Source organism: Actinomadura sp. 6K520, assembly GCF_004349245.1.
GTDB lineage: Bacteria > Actinomycetota > Actinomycetes > Streptosporangiales > Streptosporangiaceae > Spirillospora.
In genome coordinates, this window is sequence record NZ_SMLC01000150.1 from 1 (window position 1) to 17,795 (window position 17,795).

At 72.3% G+C, this 17,795-nt stretch carries 14 protein-coding genes; 8 read left to right on the forward strand and 6 right to left on the reverse strand.

The genetic code is table 11. From position 1 onward, the window contains the following. Positions 1-2: 2 nt before the first annotated feature. Together ligD (E1289_RS29005) and ligD (E1289_RS29010) are read right to left on the reverse strand one after the other, a co-directional pair. Positions 3-914, reverse strand: coding sequence for a non-homologous end-joining DNA ligase (ligD, locus tag E1289_RS29005; RefSeq protein ID WP_131985790.1), 912 nt, complete (start codon positions 912-914; stop codon positions 3-5). A gap of 14 nt (positions 915-928) precedes the next feature. Beyond that, entirely contained in the window at positions 929-1,903 is a 975-nt protein-coding gene (gene ligD / locus E1289_RS29010) for a non-homologous end-joining DNA ligase (RefSeq protein ID WP_131985792.1), read from the reverse strand. Positions 1,904-2,032: 129 nt separating this feature from the next. Between ligD (E1289_RS29010) and E1289_RS29015 the strand changes: the two genes are divergently transcribed. Further along, a complete protein-coding gene (locus tag E1289_RS29015; protein WP_131985794.1) occupies positions 2,033-2,935 on the forward strand; it encodes a Ku protein in 903 nt (300 codons plus the stop codon). A gap of 26 nt (positions 2,936-2,961) precedes the next feature. Here the strand turns inward: E1289_RS29015 and E1289_RS29020 are convergent, their stop codons facing one another. The 3 genes from E1289_RS29020 to E1289_RS29030 all read right to left on the reverse strand — a co-directional run bounded on the left by E1289_RS29020 (position 2,962) and on the right by E1289_RS29030 (position 7,885). Then, the gene (locus E1289_RS29020; protein WP_131985796.1) at positions 2,962-3,264 is read right to left on the reverse strand and encodes a hypothetical protein; all 303 of its coding nucleotides are present in this window, start codon (positions 3,262-3,264) and stop codon (positions 2,962-2,964) included. Positions 3,265-3,438: 174 nt separating this feature from the next. Continuing rightward, entirely contained in the window at positions 3,439-5,586 is a 2,148-nt protein-coding gene (locus tag E1289_RS29025; RefSeq protein WP_131985798.1) for an MMPL family transporter, read from the reverse strand. Between the two features lie 136 nt (positions 5,587-5,722). Continuing rightward, positions 5,723-7,885: an MMPL family transporter gene (locus tag E1289_RS29030; RefSeq protein WP_131985800.1), complete on the reverse strand. Its 2,163-nt coding sequence runs from the start codon at positions 7,883-7,885 to the stop codon at positions 5,723-5,725. A 180-nt stretch (positions 7,886-8,065) separates the two neighbouring features. On the opposite strand from E1289_RS29030, the gene E1289_RS29035 reads away from it, so the two are divergent. Both E1289_RS29035 and E1289_RS29040 read left to right on the forward strand, forming a co-directional pair. Further along, entirely contained in the window at positions 8,066-8,785 is a 720-nt protein-coding gene (locus E1289_RS29035) for a TetR/AcrR family transcriptional regulator (RefSeq protein ID WP_131985802.1), read from the forward strand. A gap of 16 nt (positions 8,786-8,801) precedes the next feature. Continuing rightward, positions 8,802-9,380, forward strand: coding sequence for a GNAT family N-acetyltransferase (locus tag E1289_RS29040; RefSeq protein ID WP_131985804.1), 579 nt, complete (start codon positions 8,802-8,804; stop codon positions 9,378-9,380). Here the strand turns inward: E1289_RS29040 and moeZ are convergent. Then, on the reverse strand, positions 9,374-10,555 hold the full coding sequence (gene moeZ / locus E1289_RS29045) for an adenylyltransferase/sulfurtransferase MoeZ (RefSeq protein ID WP_131985806.1): 1,182 nt from the start codon (positions 10,553-10,555) through the stop codon (positions 9,374-9,376). The two genes, E1289_RS29040 and moeZ, sit on opposite strands and share 7 nt — an antisense overlap. A gap of 298 nt (positions 10,556-10,853) precedes the next feature. Between moeZ and E1289_RS29050 the strand changes: the two genes are divergently transcribed. The 5 genes from E1289_RS29050 to E1289_RS29070 form a co-directional block, all read left to right on the forward strand. After that, a complete protein-coding gene (locus E1289_RS29050) occupies positions 10,854-11,600 on the forward strand; it encodes a hypothetical protein (RefSeq protein WP_131985808.1) in 747 nt (248 codons plus the stop codon). An 11-nt stretch (positions 11,601-11,611) separates the two neighbouring features. After that, positions 11,612-12,928: a S8 family serine peptidase gene (locus E1289_RS29055; protein ID WP_131985810.1), complete on the forward strand. Its 1,317-nt coding sequence runs from the start codon at positions 11,612-11,614 to the stop codon at positions 12,926-12,928. Between the two features lie 17 nt (positions 12,929-12,945). Continuing rightward, on the forward strand, positions 12,946-13,254 hold the full coding sequence (locus tag E1289_RS29060) for an MGMT family protein (RefSeq protein WP_131985812.1): 309 nt from the start codon (positions 12,946-12,948) through the stop codon (positions 13,252-13,254). Between the two features lie 94 nt (positions 13,255-13,348). Continuing rightward, a complete protein-coding gene (locus E1289_RS29065; protein ID WP_131985814.1) occupies positions 13,349-16,624 on the forward strand; it encodes an ATP-dependent DNA helicase in 3,276 nt (1,091 codons plus the stop codon). 28 nt (positions 16,625-16,652) lie between these two features. Continuing rightward, positions 16,653-17,795, forward strand: a 1,143-nt coding sequence (locus E1289_RS29070; RefSeq protein ID WP_131985816.1) for an ATP-dependent helicase, incomplete at its 3' end; no start/stop codon positions are given.

The window sequence follows — 17,795 nt, forward strand, 5'->3', positions numbered from 1 at the left end:
GGTCAGGGGAGGGGCGGGCGGTCCTCCGCCAGCAGTGGTCTCAGGAGGTCGCCGTGCTCCGCGACGCGGGCGAGGACGTCGTCCGGGCCGAACACCAGGTCGGCGGCGTCCTCGCAGGACTCCAGCTCGTCCCAGGTGATGGGGGTGGAGACGGAGGGGCGGTCCGCGGCGCGCAGCGAGTAGGGGGCGACGGTCGTCTTCGCCGGGTTGTTCTGGCTCCAGTCCACGAAGATCTTGCCCTTGCGCAGCCGCTTCTCCATCTTCGCGACGACCAGCCCGGGGTGCTCCTCGGCGAGCCGCCGCGCGGCGGCCTTCGCGTACTCGGACGTCTGCTCCGCCTTCCCCGGCTCCTTGATCGGGACGTACAGGTGCAGCCCCTTCTTCCCGCTCGTCTTGGGGTGCGACTCCAGTCCGTCCTCGGCGAGCACGTCGCGCAGCAGCGCCGCCACCTCGCACGCCTCCAGGATCGTGGCGGGAGGGCCGGGGTCCAGGTCGAAGACGACGAGGTCGGGGGTGTGCACCTTGCCGCGCGGCCCGACCTTCCACTGCGGGGTGTGCAGTTCGAGCGCGGCGAGGTTGGCGCACCACACGAGCGTGGGCAGGTCGTCCACGACGACGAAGTCGAGGGTGTCGCGTCCCGTGGAGCTGCCGGGGGTGGGGATCGTGGCGGTCCGCACCCAGTCCGGCGTGTGGGACGGCGCGTTCTTCTCGAAGAACCTGCCGCCGTCCACGCCGTCCGGCCACCGGATACGGGTCGCGGCGCGGTCCTTCAGGTGCGGCAGCATCACCGGGGCCACGCGGGCGTAGTAGTCGATGACTTCGCCTTTGGTGAACTCGGGGTAGAGGTTCTTGTCGAGGTTGGACAGTGACACCTGCTGCCCGTCGACGTCGACGGTCGTCCGTTTACTCGCCACGGGTGCTCCGGTGCTCACTGCTCACTGGTGACCTCCAGGGGGTCCTTGTCGTCGCGGAGGCCGCGCCAGGACGGGAAGCGGAGGCGGCCGTCCCGGGTGCGGGCGCTGTAGGCGACCTCCCCGACGAGCCGTGGCTCAACCCATTGGGCGTCACGGGCGAACTCACGCGGGACGGGGTCGTCGTAGGGGCTGGTGGGGCGTCGCAGTGGCCACAGGATGTCGTACAGCTCGTCGAGGGCGCGGTCGCTGAAGCCGGTGCCGACGTGGCCGACGAACCCCAGGAGCCCCTTGACGTCGTACTCGCCGAGCAGCAGGGACCCCACGCCGCCTTCCCGCCGTCCCTTGCCGGGCTTCCAGCCGCAGATGACGACCTCGCGCGTCATGAAGTTCTTGACCTTGAGCCAGTAGTCGACGCGGCGGCCCGGACGGTAGGGCGAGTCGAGGCGCTTGGCGAGCAGGCCCTCAAGGTGCTGTTCGCGGGTGAAGGCGAGCAACTCGTCCACCTGCGCGGTGTCGCCGCCGTGCAGGTACGGGGGCACCTCCACCGGTCCGGTTCCGGCCAGGTCGAGGTCGTCGAGGAGTGTGCGGCGCTCTACGTACGGCATGTCGTACAGGACGTGCCCGTTGAGGAACAGGACGTCGAAGACCACGTACCGGACGGGTACCTCACGGATCAGCCTGGGATCGGGGTGTGCCACGTGCATGCGGCGCTGGAGGCGTTCGAAGCTGGGGCGTCCCTCCTCGAAGGCGACGACCTCTCCGTCCAGGATGACGTCGTGGCTGGGGAGGAGGTCGGCCAGGGCGGACAGCTCGGGGTAGCGGTTCGTCACCTCGCCGCCGCGCCGCCCGGTGGCGCGGACACCGTCGGCGGAGACGTGCGCCAGGACGCGTACGCCGTCCCACTTCAGCTCCAGCCCCCACTGCCCGCCGTCGGAGGGGAGTTCCCCGGTGGCGGCCATCATCGGCTCAACGGGCCACGGCATGGTCATACCGCCGTCTTACCCGGTGCCCGCACCGCAGAAAAGGATCAAGAGTCCGTTCTGGCGCATTCGGAACGGGGTTGCGACGCTGAGAGCGGGGCACGTGCTGGGTCGCGACTTGGTGGGTAGGGACTGGTCATGCGCAGTATCTGGAAGGGCGCCATCTCGTTCGGGCTGGTGACGATACCCGTGAAGCTGTACTCGGCGACCGAGCAGCGAGATGTCCGCTTCCACCAGGTGCACCGCGAGGACGGCGGGCGCATCAAGTACCAGCGGGTGTGCACGGTCGACGGCGAGGAGGTCCCGTACTCCGACATCGCCAAGGGGTACGAGCTGCCGAGCGGCGAGATGGTCATCCTGACCGACGAGGACTTCGCCGACCTGCCGCTGTCGTCCAGCCGCCGGATCGACGTCCTGCAGTTCGTGGAGGCGGCGGAGGTCGACCCGATCTACTTCGCCAAGTCCTACTACCTGGAGCCCGACGCGCAGGGCGCCAAGCCGTACGTGCTGCTGCGGGACGCGCTGGAGAGCTCCGGCCAGGTCGCCATCGTCAAGATCGCGATCCGGCAGCGGGAGTCGCTGGCGACGCTGCGGGTCCGGGAGGGCGTGTTCGTCCTGGAGACGATGCTGTGGCCGGACGAGGTCCGCACCCCCGACTTCCCGTTCCTCGACGAGGACATCGAGGTCCGCAAGCAGGAACTGTCGATGGCGACGTCGCTGATCGAGTCGATGGAGGCGGAGTTCGACCCGGCGGAGCACAAGGACGCCTACCGGGAGGCCCTCCAGGCGGTCATCGACGCGAAGGTCGAGGGCCGCGAGGTGGCGCGGCCCGCCGAGGAGCCCGCGGAGGAGCCCGCCGCCGACCTGCTCAGCGCGCTGCGCGCGAGCGTCGAGGCGGCCAAGAAGAGCCGGGGCGGGAAGAACGGCAAGGCCGCGTCCGGTAAGGAGACGGCGGAGAAGAAGCCCGCCGCGCGCAAGTCGTCCTCGAAGTCGGGCCAGAAGAAGGAACCGGCGAAGAGCCGCACCCGCAAGTCCGCCTGAACCCCGCCGGCCCGGTGCGGGCCGCCCTAGTTGCCGCGGCGGGCGGCGAGGACGTGGCCGAGGGTGGTGGCGGCCGCGGCCGGGTCGGCGCACGGCGCGATCCGCTCGCCCCAGCCGTAGAAGAACGACCAGGACTCACCCGACCGCTCCCGGGCCGCGATGACGTTCTCCTCCGCCGCCGGGGTCCGCGGGTCGGCCACGAGGGCGCACGGCCAGCGGTCGGCCGGCGCGGCGACCTCGACGCTCCAGCCGCGGGAGCGCAGTTCGTCGGTCAGTCGCTCCAGGTGCCCGAGCGCCGTCTCGGCGTCGCTGATCACCTGCGTGGACATGGTGCCTCCAAAGGAATGACCCGTGCGTGGCGTGGGAGATCCCGGGGAGTGCCGTCGCGGGGCAGGTCACCGGCAGGTGTGCCACCGGTGGAACGACGCTGTGCCCCCGGTCGAATGACGTTCAGTCTTCCGGTGGGTGAGTGAGATCACAAGCGGTTTGCGCGCATTGGCGGATCACCGCACGGGTTCCGGCTCCGGCACGGGGGAGGGGCGGCCCTCGCGGACGCCGTACCGGCGGTAGACCATGGCGAGCGGCCCCGGCGCCCACCAGTTCGCCCGCCCCATCAGGCGCATCATGGCCGGGACGAGCAGCGCGCGGACGATCGTCGCGTCCAGCAGGATCGCGATGGCCATGCCGACCCCGACCATCTTGATCGACGTGATGCCGGACGTCGCGAAGGCGCCGATGACGACGATGAACAGCAGCGCGGCGCTGGTGATGACGGCGCCGGTGCGCTCGACGCCGGTGGCGACGGCCGTGGTGTTGTCGCCGGTCAGGTCGTACTGCTCGCGGACGCGGGACAGCAGGAACACCTCGTAGTCCATCGAGATCCCGAACAGGATGACGAGCATGAGGATCGGCATGGCGGGGGCGATCGAGCCGGTGGCGGTGAAGCCGAGCAGGCCCGACAGGTGCCCGTCCTGGAAGATCAGCACGACCGCGCCGAACGTGGCCGACAGCGACAGCATGTTCATCACGATCGCCTTCAGCGGCAGCAGGACCGATCCGAACGCGAGGAACAGCAGCACGAACGTCGCGCCCCCCACGAGCAGCGCGAGCCAGGGCAGCGTGCCGCCGAGGCCGGCCACCTCGTCGACGATCTGGGCGGTGGGGCCGCCGACCCGCACCTGCGCGTCCGCGGGCGGCGGGACGTCCCGGACCTCCCGCACCAGGCCGCGCGCCGTGTCGGAGTAGGGGTCGGCATCGAAGCGGAGCGCGATGCGGGCCGTGGTGCCCTCGGCGCCGGTCACGGCCGTGTCCGCGGCGCCGGGGAGCGCGGCGAGGCGGTCCCCGTACGCGTCGATCGCGGCGCGGTCGGACGTGCCGGTCACGACCGCCTCGATCGGGCTCGTGGCGTTGCGCGCGAACCGGGTGTCGAGCGCCTCGGCGACGCTCCTGGCCTCGGTGCCCTCCGGCAGCGCCGCGGCGTCGATCGCTCCCCACTCGATGCGCAGGAACGGGGCGCCGAGCGCGAGCAGCAGCGCGACGGTCGCCGTCGCGTAGACGACCGGGCGGCGCATGACGCTGCGGGCGACGCGTCCCCACCAGCCGCCGGACGGCCCCCGTCCGCGCCGCCGGACGGACAGCGCGTTCACCCTCGGTCCGAGGACGGCGAGCAGCGCGGGCAGCACGGTCAGCGCGCCCGCCATGCAGACGAAGACGGTGGCGATGCCGCCGTAGCCCATGGAGACGAGGAACCGCTGGTCGAAGAGGAGGAGCCCGGACAGGGAGACCGCGACGGTGATGCCGGAGACGGCGACGGTCCGCCCGGCGGTGGCCATCGTCGTGGCCACGGCGTCCTCGACCGAGGTGCCGTCCCGGCGGAGTTCCTCCCGGAACCGGCTGACCATGAACAGGCCGTAGTCGATCGCGAGCCCAAGGCCGAGGAAGGAGGAGATGTTCACCGCGAAGCTCGACACGTCGGTCGCGTACGTCAGCGCGTGCAGGGCGGTGAACGAGCCGAGGATCGCCAGCCCGCCGACGAGCAGCGGCAGCGTCGCCGCGACCAGGCCCCCGAAGATCAGCACGAGCAGCACGAGCAGCACGGGGATCGCGATGGCCTCGGCGCGCACGATGTCGGAGGCGACGCGGTCGTCGATGGCCGCCGCGGTGCCGACCGTCCCGCCGACCTCGGCGGTGAGCCCGCCGCCCACGCCGGTCAGGGCGCCGTCGATCGCCCGGTAGGACTCCTCCTTGGCGGCCTCACCGGACCCGGCGAGTTCGAGGACGGCGTAGGTGGCCGTGCGGTCGTCGCTGACGAACTGGGGCGCCTTGGTGGTCCAGTACGTGCTCGTGGCGGTGACCTTGTCCTGCGGGAGGGCGTTCAACGCCTGTTCGACCGAGGCGCGGTAGGCGGGGTCGTCGACGGTCATGTCGCCCTGGTAGAGGATCACGACGTCCGCCGCGTCGCGTCCGAGGTCGCGTTCGGCGATCTGGGCGGCCTTCGCGCTCTCACTGCCGGGCGTGTCGAAACCACCGGACGAGGACAGTGCCCCGAAGACGCCCGTGCCCCACACGCCGGCGAAGACGAGCGCGGCCCCCGCGGCCGCGAGGACCCATCGCCGCCGCCGGTGCACCCACCGGCCCCACCGATCGAGCATTGCCCGTCCCCCGCCCGCCATGACTCTCTCAATAGCCGCTAAGCAGGGTAAACTACGCATTGTGCTGGTTCGGGTATAAAACGGTGGCCGACGGCGTGCGCCGCCGGCCACCGGCCGTTCGATCCGCTTCCCGGGTTCAGCCCACGGGCTTCAGGTCCGGCGGCGCCGGGGACACCGGGGAGCCGCCCTCGCGGATCCCGTACCGGCGGTAGAGCCCGGCGAGCGGGCCGGGCGCCCACCAGTTCGCCCGGCCGAGCAGCCGCATGGTCGCGGGGACCAGCAGCCCCCGGACGACCGTCGCGTCCAGCACGATCGCGATGACCATGCCGACCCCGACCATCTTGATGAACGTGATGCCCGAGGTCGCGAAGGCGCCGATGACGACGATGAACAGCAGCGCGGCGCTGGTGATGATCGCGCCGGTCCGCTGCACGCCGGCGGTGACCGCGGCGGTGTTGTCGCCGGTCAGGTCGTACTGCTCGCGGACGCGGGACAGCAGGAACACCTCGTAGTCCATCGAGATCCCGAACAGCATCGCCAGCATGAGGATCGGCATGGCGGGGGCGATCGAGCCGGTGGCGGTGAAGCCGAGCAGGCCCGACAGGTGCCCGTCCTGGAAGATCAGCACGACCGCGCCGAACGTCGCCGACAGCGACAGCATGTTCATCACGATCGCCTTCAGCGGCAGCAGGACCGACCCGAACGCGAGGAACAGCAGCACGAACGTCGCGCCCCCCACGAGGGCCGCCAGCCACGGCATCGTCGCGCCGATGCTGCCCAGCGAGTCGACGACCTCGGCGGTGGGGCCGCCTACGTGGACCTGCGCGCCCGCGGGCGCCGGGACGTCCCGGACCGCCTGGACGAGGTCGCGAGCGGCCCCGGAGTCGGGCTCGGCCGTGTAGGTCAGCGCGATGCGGGTCGTGGTGCCCTCGGCGCCGGTCACGGTCGCCTCCGCCGCGCCGGGCAGCGAAGCCAGGCGGGCCCCGTACGCCTGGATCGCGGCCTGGTCGGACGTGCCGGTCACGACCGCCTCGATCGGGCTCGTCGCGTTGCCCGGGAAGCGGGTCTCCAGTGCCTCGGCGACGACCCTGGCGTCGGCGCCCTCCGGCATGACCCGGGCGTCCATGCCGCCCCAGTTGATGCCCAGGAACGGGGCACCGAGCGCGAGCAGCAGCGCGACGGTCGCCGTCGCGTAGACGACCGGGCGGCGCATGACGCTGCGGGCGACGCGTCCCCACCAGCCGTCGGCGCGGCCCTCGGCCGGCCGGCGCCGCCGGATCGACAGGGCGTTCACCTTCGGCCCGAGGGCGCCCATCATCGCGGGCAGCACGGTCAGCGCGCCCACCATGCAGACGAGCACGGTGGCGATGCCGCCGTAGCCCATGGAGACGAGGAACCGCTGGTCGAAGAGGAGGAGCCCGGACAGGGAGACCGCGACGGTGATGCCGGAGACGGCGACGGTCCGCCCGGCGGTGGCCATCGTCGCTCCCATGGCGTCCTCGATCGACCTGCCCTCCCGCGCCAGCTCCTCCCGGAACCGGCTGACCATGAACAGCCCGTAGTCGATCGCCAGCCCGAGGCCGAGGAACGTCGTGATGTTCACCGCGAAGATCGACACGTCGGTCACGTACGTCAGCGCGTGCAGGGCGGTGAACGAGCCGAGGATCGCCAGCCCGCCGACGAGCAGCGGCATGCTCGCCGACACGAGTCCCCCGAAGATCAACACGAGCAGGACGAGCAGCACGGGGATCGCCATGGCCTCGGCCCGGCCGATGTCGGACGAGACCCGCTCGTTGACCGCGGTCTCCGTGCCGACCGCCCCGCCGACCTTGGCGGTGAGCCCGCCGCCGACCCGGGTCAGCTCGTCTTGGACGGCCTCGTAGCCGGCCTGCCGGGCGGCCTCGTCGGAGCCCGCGAGTTCGAGGACGGCGTAGGTGGCCGTGCGGTCGTCGCTGACGAACTGGGGCGCCTTGGTGGTCCAGTACGTGCTGATCGCGGCGATCCTGTCCGGTGGAAGGGCGTTCAACGCCTGTTCGACCGAGGCGCGGTAGGCGGGGTCGTCGACGGTCATGTCGCCCTGGTAGAGGATCACGACGTCCGCCGCGTCGCGTCCGAGGTCGCGTTCGGCGATCTGGGCGGCCCTGGCGCTCTCACTGCCGGGTGTGTCGAATCCTCCGGCGGAGGTGAGCGCGCCGAAGACGCCCGTGCCCCACACGCCGGCGAAGACGAGCGCGGCTCCGGCGACCGCCAGCACCCACCGGCGCCGCCGGTGCACCCACCGGCCCCATCGATCCAACATCGTCGTCTCCCCTGCTCGGTGACGTTCACTAACTCCAGTGAACGCTGTAAACTGCGAACAGCGTTAACTATGCATACGATGTTTGCTTCCGTCAAGGGGGTTTATCGGGAATCATGCGGGGACGGGCCGGAGGGACCGGGGCCGCGAACGGGGCCCCTGACCGGGAGAGAGGGCGGCGAAGTGCAGACACGGCGCGATCGGCTGCGGGCGGCGACGGTCCGGGAGATCTCCGAGACCGCCCGCCGGATCCTCGTCGAGGAGGGGCCGGAGGCGGTGACGCTCCGGGCCATCGCCCGGGAGATGGGCATGACCGCACCGGCCCTCTACCGCTACTTCGGCAGCCACGGCGAGCTGCTGCGGCACCTGGTCGGCGACCTGTTCACGGAGCTGACCGGGGAGCTGCACACCGCGGCGAAGGCCGTGGAGCCGGACGACCTCAGCGGCAAGTTCATGGCGGTGGTCCGCCGGTTCCGCCGCTGGGCCCTGGCGAACCCCCGCGAGTACGGCCTGCTGTTCGGCTCACCCGTGCGCGGCCGCCACGAGCACGAGGAGATCGACTTCGCCGAGGAGTCCGCCCGCAGGTTCGGCTGGACGTTCATGGCCCTGTTCCTGGAGCTCTGGAACAAGCGGCCGTTCCCCGTCGTTTCCGACGACGAGATCGACCCCGCCCTGCGCACCCAGCTGGCCCGCTACCGCGCCGAGATCGGCGTGGACCTCCCGCTGGGCGTGATCCAGCAGTTCCTCAAGTGCTGGGTCAGGCTTCAGGGCGGCGTCAGCCTGGACGTCTTCGGCCACCTGGAGTTCGCCCTGGACGACGCCGAGCCCCTGTTCGAACTGATGCTCTCCGAACTGGCCCCCGAGATCGGCCTCACCTACACCCCACCGCTCCGCGACGCATGAACGACCGGGAGAACCTGTGATCACCTGGCGCCGGGTCACCGAGGACGACTTTCCGCTGCTCGCCCACTGGCTGCGGCAACCGCACGTGGCGCGCTGGTGGAACCACGAGACCGCACCCGAAGCCGTGGCCCGCGACTTCGGCCCCGCCGCCCGCCGCGAGGAACCCTCCGAAGACTGGCTGGCCCTCCTGGACGGGCGGCCGGTCGGCCTGGTGCAGCGCTGCCGGCTGGCGGACTACCCCGAGTACATCGACGAACTGTCCGGCGTGATGACCGTCCCGCCCGGCGCGGCGACGATCGACTACCTGATCGGCGACCCGGACCTGACCGGCCAGGGCCTCGGGCCGCGGCTGATCCGCGCGATGATCGAACGGACGTGGGACGACTACCCGGAAGCGTCCTGCGTCATCGTCCCGGTGGTGGCGGCCAACCACGCCTCGTGGCGGGCCCTCGAGAAGGCCGGCCTGGAACGAGTGGCCGAAGGCGAGCTGGAGCCGGACAACCCGATCGACGACCCCGCCCACGTCGTCTACCGCATCGACAGGCCAGAACGAAGGCCCCCGGAGAGCCGGGGGCCTTCGGTGGCGGCTCAGTAGGAGGGCTGGCTGGGGTCGATCTGCTTGACCCAGGCCAGGACGCCGCCGCCCACGTGGACGGCGTCGGCGAAGCCGGCGTTCTTCACGACGGCGAGGGCCTCGGCGGAGCGGACGCCGGACTTGCAGTGCAGGACGATCTTCTTGTCCTGCGGCAGCCGCTCCAGGGCGGAGCCGTTGAGGAACTCGCCCTTCGGGATCAGCGTCGCACCCGGGATCGAGACGATCTCGTACTCGTTGGGCTCGCGGACGTCCACCAGGAAGATGTCGTCGCCGTTGTCCTGCATGGCCTTCAGGTCGGTGACGGTGATGGTGGAGTCCTGCGCGGCCTCGGCGGCCTCGTCGGAGACCGCGCCGCAGAACGCCTCGTAGTCGTCCAGGAGCTCGGTCTGCGTCGGGTTCTTGCCGCACAGCGGGCACTCGGGGTCCTTGCGGACCTTGACCGACCGGTACGTCATCTCCAGCGCGTCGTAGATCATCAGGCGGCCGACGAGGGGCTCGCCGATGCCGGTGAGCAGCTTGATGGCCTCGTTCACCTGGATGGAGCCGATCGAGGAGCACAGCACGCCCAGGACGCCGCCCTCCGCGCAGGACGGGACCATGCCGGGCGGCGGGGGCTCGGGGTACAGGCAGCGGTAGCAGGGGCCGTGCTCGGCCCAGAAGACGGACGCCTGGCCGTCGAACCGGTAGATGGACCCCCACACGTACGGCTTGCCCAGCAGGACGGCCGCGTCGTTCACCATGTAGCGGGTCGCGAAGTTGTCGGTGCCGTCGAGGATCAGGTCGTAGCCGGAGAAGATGTCCATGACGTTGTCGTTGTCGAGCGCGGTGTCGTGCACGACCACGTCGATCAGCGGGTTGATCTCACGGACGGTCTCGGCGGCGGACTCGACCTTCGGCCTGCCGAGGGACGACTGCCGGTGGATGATCTGGCGCTGCAGGTTCGACTCGTCGACGACGTCGAAGTCGATGACGCCGAGGGTGCCGATGCCCGCGGCGGCGAGGTACAGCAGGGCGGGGGAGCCGAGCCCGCCGGCCCCCACGACCAGGACCTTGGAGTTCTTCAGTCGCTTCTGCCCGGACATGCCCACGTCGGGAATGATCAGGTGTCGCGAGTAGCGGTTGACCTCGTCGCGGGTGAGCTCCGCTGCGGGCTCGACCAGAGGTGGCAACGACACGGTGGGTGCTCCTGTGCTGACGTACGGCTGAGGTAGGGCGGGACGTCTTCGTCCTCTTCCCGCACAACCTTGCCATGTGCCGCCGCATTCCCGGGCGGCGGCGCGGCCGTGGGCCCCGGCCGCAGGCCCCCCTCACCCCGATGTCAGGGCGGAATGTCGCGAAGCACAGTTAATCTTGACTGTTGTGGCATTCCTGCCTCCCTCCCAGCAGCCGCCCCCTCCGCGGCCCCCGGGCATGCCCGGGGGGCCGCCTGCCGGTCCGTACCCGGGTCCGCCGGGTCCGCCGCCCGCCCCGCGGGTGACCGTGCTCGGCCTGCGCGGACGGCAGTGGATGGTCGTCGCGCTCGTCGTCGGATGCTGCTACCTGGTCACCACCGGCATCTCCTTCACCGGCGCCTGGACGACCCTCACCCGCGAGCCCACCACCGCCGAACTGCAGCGGGCCGCGAACAAGGAGGTCGCGCAGCGGTGGCGTGCGTGGCCCGCGCAGCGCGTCTTCCCGGGACGGGTTCCGTACGTCCCGCAGACGGGGCGCAGCGAGTACGCGTCCCGGACGGGCATCGTCCCGGACACCGGCTGCGCCCAGGCCGTGGAGCCCGAGATCGCCAAGACGATCACCAGGCACGGGTGCCGGGCCGTCCTGCGCGCCACGTACGTCGACCAGCTCGAAGGCGTCGCCGTCACGGTCGGCGTGGTGGCCTTCCCCGACCCGTTCAAGGCCGACCGGGCGTACAAGGAACTGCCCGGGTCGAAGGGCCCGGACGGGACCGGATCGGTCAGTCCCGCCCTGCACGCGGCGCCGTTCCCCGGAACCGCGTCGGCCCGGTTCACCGACCAGGCCCGGCAGGACCGAACCCTCGACCGCGGTGGCCCGTACGTGGTGCTGACGACGTCGGGCCAGACCGACGGCCGCCCGGCGGCGGCGATCAAAAAGGAGCGGCCGGGCAAGCCGTTCGCGCTGGCGCCGCAGGTCGGCCACTCGATCGCGCGGGCGCTGGCCGCCAAGACGCTGCCCGACTGCGGGAGGCCCGAGTGGCGATGCTGACGGGACGGGCGATGAGCGGAGCACGGATCGCGGCGCGCGCCGTGGCCGCGGTGGCGCTGGCCGGCGGGTGGCTCGTGGCGGTGCCGGCGCACGCCGACGAGGTCCGCGACCGGCAGCGGCCGCTGCTCAGGTCGCTCGGCGTCGAGGCCGCCTGGAAGATCACCAAGGGGGACGGCGTGACCGTCGCCGTCGTCGACTCCGGGGTCGACGAGCGCCAGGCCGACCTGAGGGGTGCCGTCACCACCGGCCCCAACATGCTCAAGGAGGTCGACGCCGGATCCACCCCGGCGCGGCTGCACGGCACCGCGATGGCATCGCTGATCGCCGGGCGCGGCCATGGCCCCGGCGGCCGCGACGGCGTCGTCGGGATGGCGCCGGAGGCCCGCATCCTGTCCGTCCGGGTGATCGCCGAGCCGGAGGACGCCGGCTACGTCCGCTACCGGACGACGGACGAGGCCGACGGCTCGGTGGCGCGCGGGATCCGCTACGCCGCCGACAACGGCGCCGACGTGATCAACCTCTCGCTCGGCAAGGACAGCGAAGTCCCCCAGGAGCGCGCCGCCATCGGCTACGCGATCGGCAAGGGCGTGGTCGTCGTCGCGGCGGTCGGCAACGAGGGCGACGAGGAGCGCCGCCTGGACGGGGACGGTTTCGCGCCGTACTCCTACCCGGCGTCCTACCCGGGGGTCATCGCGGTCGCCGCGACCGAGTCCGACAACTCCCGCGCGGCGTTCTCGAACCGCAACTACTCCGTCACGCTGTCCGCGCCGGGGAAGGGCCTGCCCGTCGCCGGGCCCGGCGACGACTACTTCCTGAGCAGCGGGACGAGCGACGCCACCGCGGTCGTCTCCGGGATCGCCGCGCTCATCCGCGCCAAGTACCCCGACCTCCCGCCCGCGCTGGTCTCCCAGGCGCTGATCGAGAGCACCAGGCACGGCCCGTCGGGCGACTACGACGCGGAGATCGGCTTCGGGGTGGTGCACGCGTCCCGTGCCCTCGCGGCGGCCGGGGCGCTGACCTCCGCCGGCGCGGGCGCCCAGGGCAAGCCCGCCGGGCAGCGGTTCGGTGCGGACCCCGGCCCCGTGGAGGTCATCGAGCGGCCGGTCTGGCTCCGCCCCCTGATCATCGTGATCGTGCTCGCCGGGATCGGCGGGACGATCGCCGCGGCCGCGATCGCGCTGACGTTCCGGCGCCGCCACCCGAAGCCGGCGGGCGGACCGCCGGCGCCCGAGCCTCCGCCGGGTAGGCCGTCCATGGGCAGGCCGCCCCCGGGCGGGCGGCCCCTTCCGCCGTACGGTCCGCCCTACGGTGGCGGCGCGGGGTACTGAGCGTCCAGAATCGGCGGGTGCACGCAGACCCTGACGAGTTCGCCGAGGCGGTCCTGGACGCGGTCGAGATGATCCCGCCGGGCCGCGTCCTGTCGTACGGCGACGTCGCCGAGCTGGTCGGACGAGGCGGGCCCCGCCAGGTCGGGCGCGTCATGTCCCTGTACGGGGGCGGCGTCCCGTGGTGGCGGGTCCTCCGGGCGGACGGGAGCCCGCCGCAGTGCCACGAGCGGCGCGCCCACGAGCACTACCGCGCCGAGGGGACCCCGCTGCGCCCCGACGGCCGCCGCGTCGACATGGCCCGGGCCCGCTGGACCGGTCCCTCCTGACCCACACGCGTTTCTCCTTCGCCACATGACCACCTTGGCGACATGCGTGCGTTGTGGTCAGAACAGTCACGGTGATCTGTTCCAATGAACTGTTGTGCCGTCTGCCTCCTACCGTCTCGTGCGCCGCGCGGGCCCCGCGCGGGCCGTCCCGCCCGTGCTCGACGCGCAGCAGCGGCGGGTGGTGGAGCATGCCGGCGGGCCGATGCTGGTGCTCGCGGGGCCGGGTACCGGGAAGACGACGACGATCGTCGAGGCGGTCGTCGACCGCATCGAGAACCGGGGCGCCGACCCGGAGCGCGTCCTCGTCCTGACCTTCAGCCGCAAGGCGGCCGGGGAACTGCGGCAGCGCATCACCGGCCGGCTGCACCGCACCACGCGGACACCGCTCGCGCTCACCTTCCACAGCTACGCCTACGCGCTGCTCAGGCGCGACGCCGTGCTGAACGAAGAGCCCGCACCGCGGCTGCTGTCCGGGCCGGAGCAGCTCCTGGAGGTGCGGCGCCTGCTGGAGGGCGAGCTGGCGGACGGGGCACGCGACTGGCCGGAGCGGCTGAGGGCGGCCCTGGCCACCCGCGGGTTCGCCGAGGAACTGCGCGACTTCACCCTGCGCGCGGCTGAACGGCGGTACCACGCGGAAGACCTCGTCGCGCTCGGCCGCCTGCGCGGACGCGACGACTGGCCCGCCATCGGCGGGTTCATGGACCGGTACGCCGACCGGTTCGCGCTGGACCCCGTCCCCACCTACGACTACGGCGAGCTGATCCACATGGCCGCCGCCATGCTCGCGGACGAGGAGGTGCGCATCCGCGAGCGCAACGCCTACGACGTGGTGTTCGTGGACGAGTACCAGGACACCGACCCCGCGCAGGAGGCCCTGCTGCACCACCTCGCGGGGGAGGGCCGCGACCTCGTCGTCGTCGGCGATCCGGACCAGTCCATCTACGGGTTCCGGGGTGCCGACGTGCGCGGCATCCAGGAGTTCCCCAACCGCTTCCTCACGCTGAACGGCGACCCCGCGCCCGTCGTCGCGCTGCGGACGTGCCGCCGGATGGGCCCGGAGATCCTCACCGCGTCCCGCCGTATCGCGCGCCGCCTGCCCGCGGGCACGGCCGGCGCCGCCGAACACCGCGCGCTGAATCCGGTGGAGGAACTCGACGACGGCGAGGTCCGCGCTACTTCTGTCAGGGGGGGCGACCCCTCTGGCCCCCCCGATGAAGTGCGTGCTGCTCCTGTCAGGGGGGGCGACCCCCCTGGACCCCCCGATGAAGTGCGTGCGGTGATCGCCGACTCCGAAAGCCAGGAATCCGCCCTGGTGGCCGACGAGCTGCGCCGCGCGCACCTGCTCGACGGCGTCCCCTGGTCGCGGATGGCGGTGCTCGTGCGGAGCGCCGTGCGGCAGGTCCCGGTGCTGCGGCGCGCCCTCGCCCAGGCCGGTGTGCCGGTGGTCGTCGCGGGCGACGAGGTTCCCCTGGTCGGTGAGCCCGCCGTCCGCCCGTTCCTGATCCTGCTGCGCGCGGCCTTGAAGAAGGGGTACCTGGACGAGGTCGTCGCAGAAGACCTGCTGACGGGGCCGCTGGGCGGGGCGGACGCGCTGGCCATGCGGCGACTGAAGCGGGCCCTGCGCGACCTGGAGGAGTTGTCGGGTGGGCAGCGTCCCCTCGGGGAACTCCTGATCGCGGCGGTGAACGACCCGCGGGAACTCGTGCTCGTCCACGAAAGGGTCCGCGCACCGGCCGAACGGGTCGCGCACCTCATCGAGGTCGCGCGGCGCAGCGCCCACGACGGCGGCACCGCCGAGGACGTGCTGTGGGCCGTGTGGCGGGAGAGCGGCCAGGCCGACGTGCTGCTGGAGCAGAGCGCCAAGGGCGGGACGCGCGGCGCGGCGGCCGACCGCGACCTCGACGCCGTCGTGGCGTTGTTCGACCACGCCGCCCGGTTCGTGGACCGGCTGCCCCAGGCCGGGCCGGAGCTGTTCGTCGACAACATCGCGTCCCAGGAGATCGCCGGTGACACGCTCGCCGAGCAGGCGCCCGAGGGGGAGGCCGTCCGCATCCTCACCGCGCACCGCTCCAAGGGCCTCGAATGGGACGTCGTCGTGGTGGCCGGCGTCCAGGAGGGCGTCTGGCCCGACCTCCGGCTGCGCGGGTCGCTGCTGGGGGTCGAGGAGCTGGTCGAGCACGCCGCGGGTTCCGAGGCGGAGGGCGAGGTGGTGGCCGGCGCCTCCATGGCGGCGAAGATGCTGGACGAGGAGCGCCGCCTGTTTTACGTGGCCGTCACACGGGCCCGCAAACGGCTCGTCGTCACGGCCGTCGGGGGCGACGACACCGAGGAACGCCCGTCCCGGTTCCTGAACGAGCTGCTCCCCGGCGCGATCGAGCGGTCGCAGCTGGACGAGCGGACGCGGTGGCTCTCGCTGTCCGCCCTGGTCGCCGACCTGCGTTCCGCAGCCGCCGACCCGTCCCGCCCGGAGCCGCTGCGCCGTGCCGCGGCCGCGCACCTGGCGCGGCTGGCCCGCGCGGGCGTGCGGGGCGCGCGGCCGGAGAACTGGTACGCCATCACCGCCCTGTCCGACGACGGGCCCGCGTTCGCCGGCGAGGAGCCCATCACGATCTCGCCGTCCCAGGTCGAGACGTTCACCACCTGCGGGCTGCGCTGGCTGCTGGCCTCGGCGGTCGGCGCGCAGGAGGGCGGCCCCAACGAGTACAGCACGATGGGCAAGGTCGTCCACGCCGTCGCCGAGATGGCCGGCACCGACGACGGCATCGACGAGGTCCACGTCGCGCGGCGGCTCGACGAGATCTGGAACGACCTGGAGTTCCGCAGCTCCTGGTACTCCGAGAAGCAGCGCGAGCAGGCCGCGAGGATGGTCGACAAGTTCCTCGCCTGGCACCGCGACAACCCCAACGAGGTCGTCGCGCTGGAGGAGTCGTTCAAGGTCGACCTCGGCCGCGTCGTCATCAAGGGCCGCATCGACCGCGCCGAGCGCGACGAGCAGGGCCGCGCCGTCATCATCGACGTCAAGACCTCGTCCACCGCCGTCCCCAAGGACGACCTGGCCCGTCACCCGCAGCTCGGCGTGTACCAGTACGCGGTGATGCTCGGCGCGTTCGAGCGGCACGGGCTGATCGAACCCGGCGGCGCCAAGCTCGTCCAGGTCGGCAAGGCCGCGTTCGCCGCGCGGGCGCGCGAGCAGGCGCAGCCGCCGCCCGCCGACGACGCCGACCCCGAATGGCCCAAGAAGCTCATCGAGCTCGTCGCGACCGGCATGGCCGGCGACGTGTTCCAGGCGCGGGCGAACGACAAGTGCCGCACCTGTCCCGTACGCTCGTGCTGCCCCGTCCACGACGAGGGCGGCCAAGTAGGCGAGTAGCCGTCAGGACCGGCTCGGGGGGAGTGGGGTGATCACGCCGGGAGAGCTGGCCCGGCTGCTGGAGATCCCGGAGCCGACCGACGAGCAGGCCCGGGTGATCGAGGCTCCGCTGGCGCCGATGGCGGTGATCGCGGGCGCCGGGTCCGGCAAGAGCGAGACGATGGCCGCACGGGTCGTGTGGCTGGTCGCGAACGGCTTCGTCCGGCCGGAACGCGTCCTCGGCCTCACCTTCACCCGCAAGGCCGCCGCCGAGCTGGGCGCCCGCGTCCGCAGGCGGCTCGACACGCTGCGCGAGGTCCTGCCCGGCGACGAGCTGGAGCGGCTCGGCGGCGACGCCCTGTTCGACGGCGAGCCGATGGTGTCGACGTACCACTCGTACGCCGCGCGGCTGTTCGGCGACCACGCGCTGCGCGAGGCCCTCGAACCGACGATGCGGCTCATCTCGCCGGCCGTGGCCTGGCAGATCTGCTCGCGCGTCGTGGACGCCTACAACGGCCCGATGGACCGCGTCGACTGGCAGCCCGACACCGTCACCAAGGCCGTCATGGACCTCGCCGGAGACCTCGCCGAGCATCTGCGGACGCCCGAGGACGTCCGCAGGGTCGGCGCGTGGCTCGACGAGCGGTTCGCCGCGGTGAAGAAGCCGCTCAAGGCCCAGCGCGACATCCTCGCCAAGCACGCCGTCCGCGAGCAGATGATGCCCCTGGTCGAGGCGTACGGGCGGGCCAAGGCCGACCGGGAGGTCATCGACCACGGCGACCAGATGGCCCTGGCGGCGCGGATCGCGTTCAAGCATCCCGAGGTCGGGATGATCGAGCGGTCGCGGTTCTCCGTCGTGCTGCTGGACGAGTACCAGGACACCAGCCAGGCGCAGCTCGTCCTGCTGAAGTCGCTGTTCGCGGGCGGGCACCCGGTGACGGCCGTGGGCGACCCCTGCCAGTCCATCTACGGGTGGCGGGGGGCCAGTGCGGGCAACCTGCTGCGGTTCGCCTACGACTTCCCGCTGCGGCCGGGGGGCTCCGGCGGGCGCCCGGTGCCGGCGCCGGTCGTCCAGCTCAGCCGCTCGTTCCGCAACGGCGAGCGCATCCTGGAGGCCGCCGCCACGGTCCAGGAGGAGCTCCGCGCGGAGACGAAGGCCGTGCCCAGGCTGGTCCCCGGCGCGGGGCGGGAG

Excerpts from the sequence above, each read along its gene's own strand:
- E1289_RS29055 (WP_131985810.1), top strand. The coding sequence starts at position 11,612 with ATGAGCGGAGCACGGATCGCGGCGCGCGCCGTGGCCGCGGTGGCGCTG.
- ligD (WP_131985792.1), bottom strand. The coding sequence starts at position 1,903 with ATGACCATGCCGTGGCCCGTTGAGCCGATGATGGCCGCCACCGGGGAA.
- E1289_RS29020 (WP_131985796.1), bottom strand. The coding sequence starts at position 3,264 with ATGTCCACGCAGGTGATCAGCGACGCCGAGACGGCGCTCGGGCACCTG.
- E1289_RS29015 (WP_131985794.1), top strand. The coding sequence starts at position 2,033 with ATGCGCAGTATCTGGAAGGGCGCCATCTCGTTCGGGCTGGTGACGATA.
- E1289_RS29030 (WP_131985800.1), bottom strand. The coding sequence starts at position 7,885 with ATGTTGGATCGATGGGGCCGGTGGGTGCACCGGCGGCGCCGGTGGGTG.
- E1289_RS29025 (WP_131985798.1), bottom strand. The coding sequence starts at position 5,586 with ATGCTCGATCGGTGGGGCCGGTGGGTGCACCGGCGGCGGCGATGGGTC.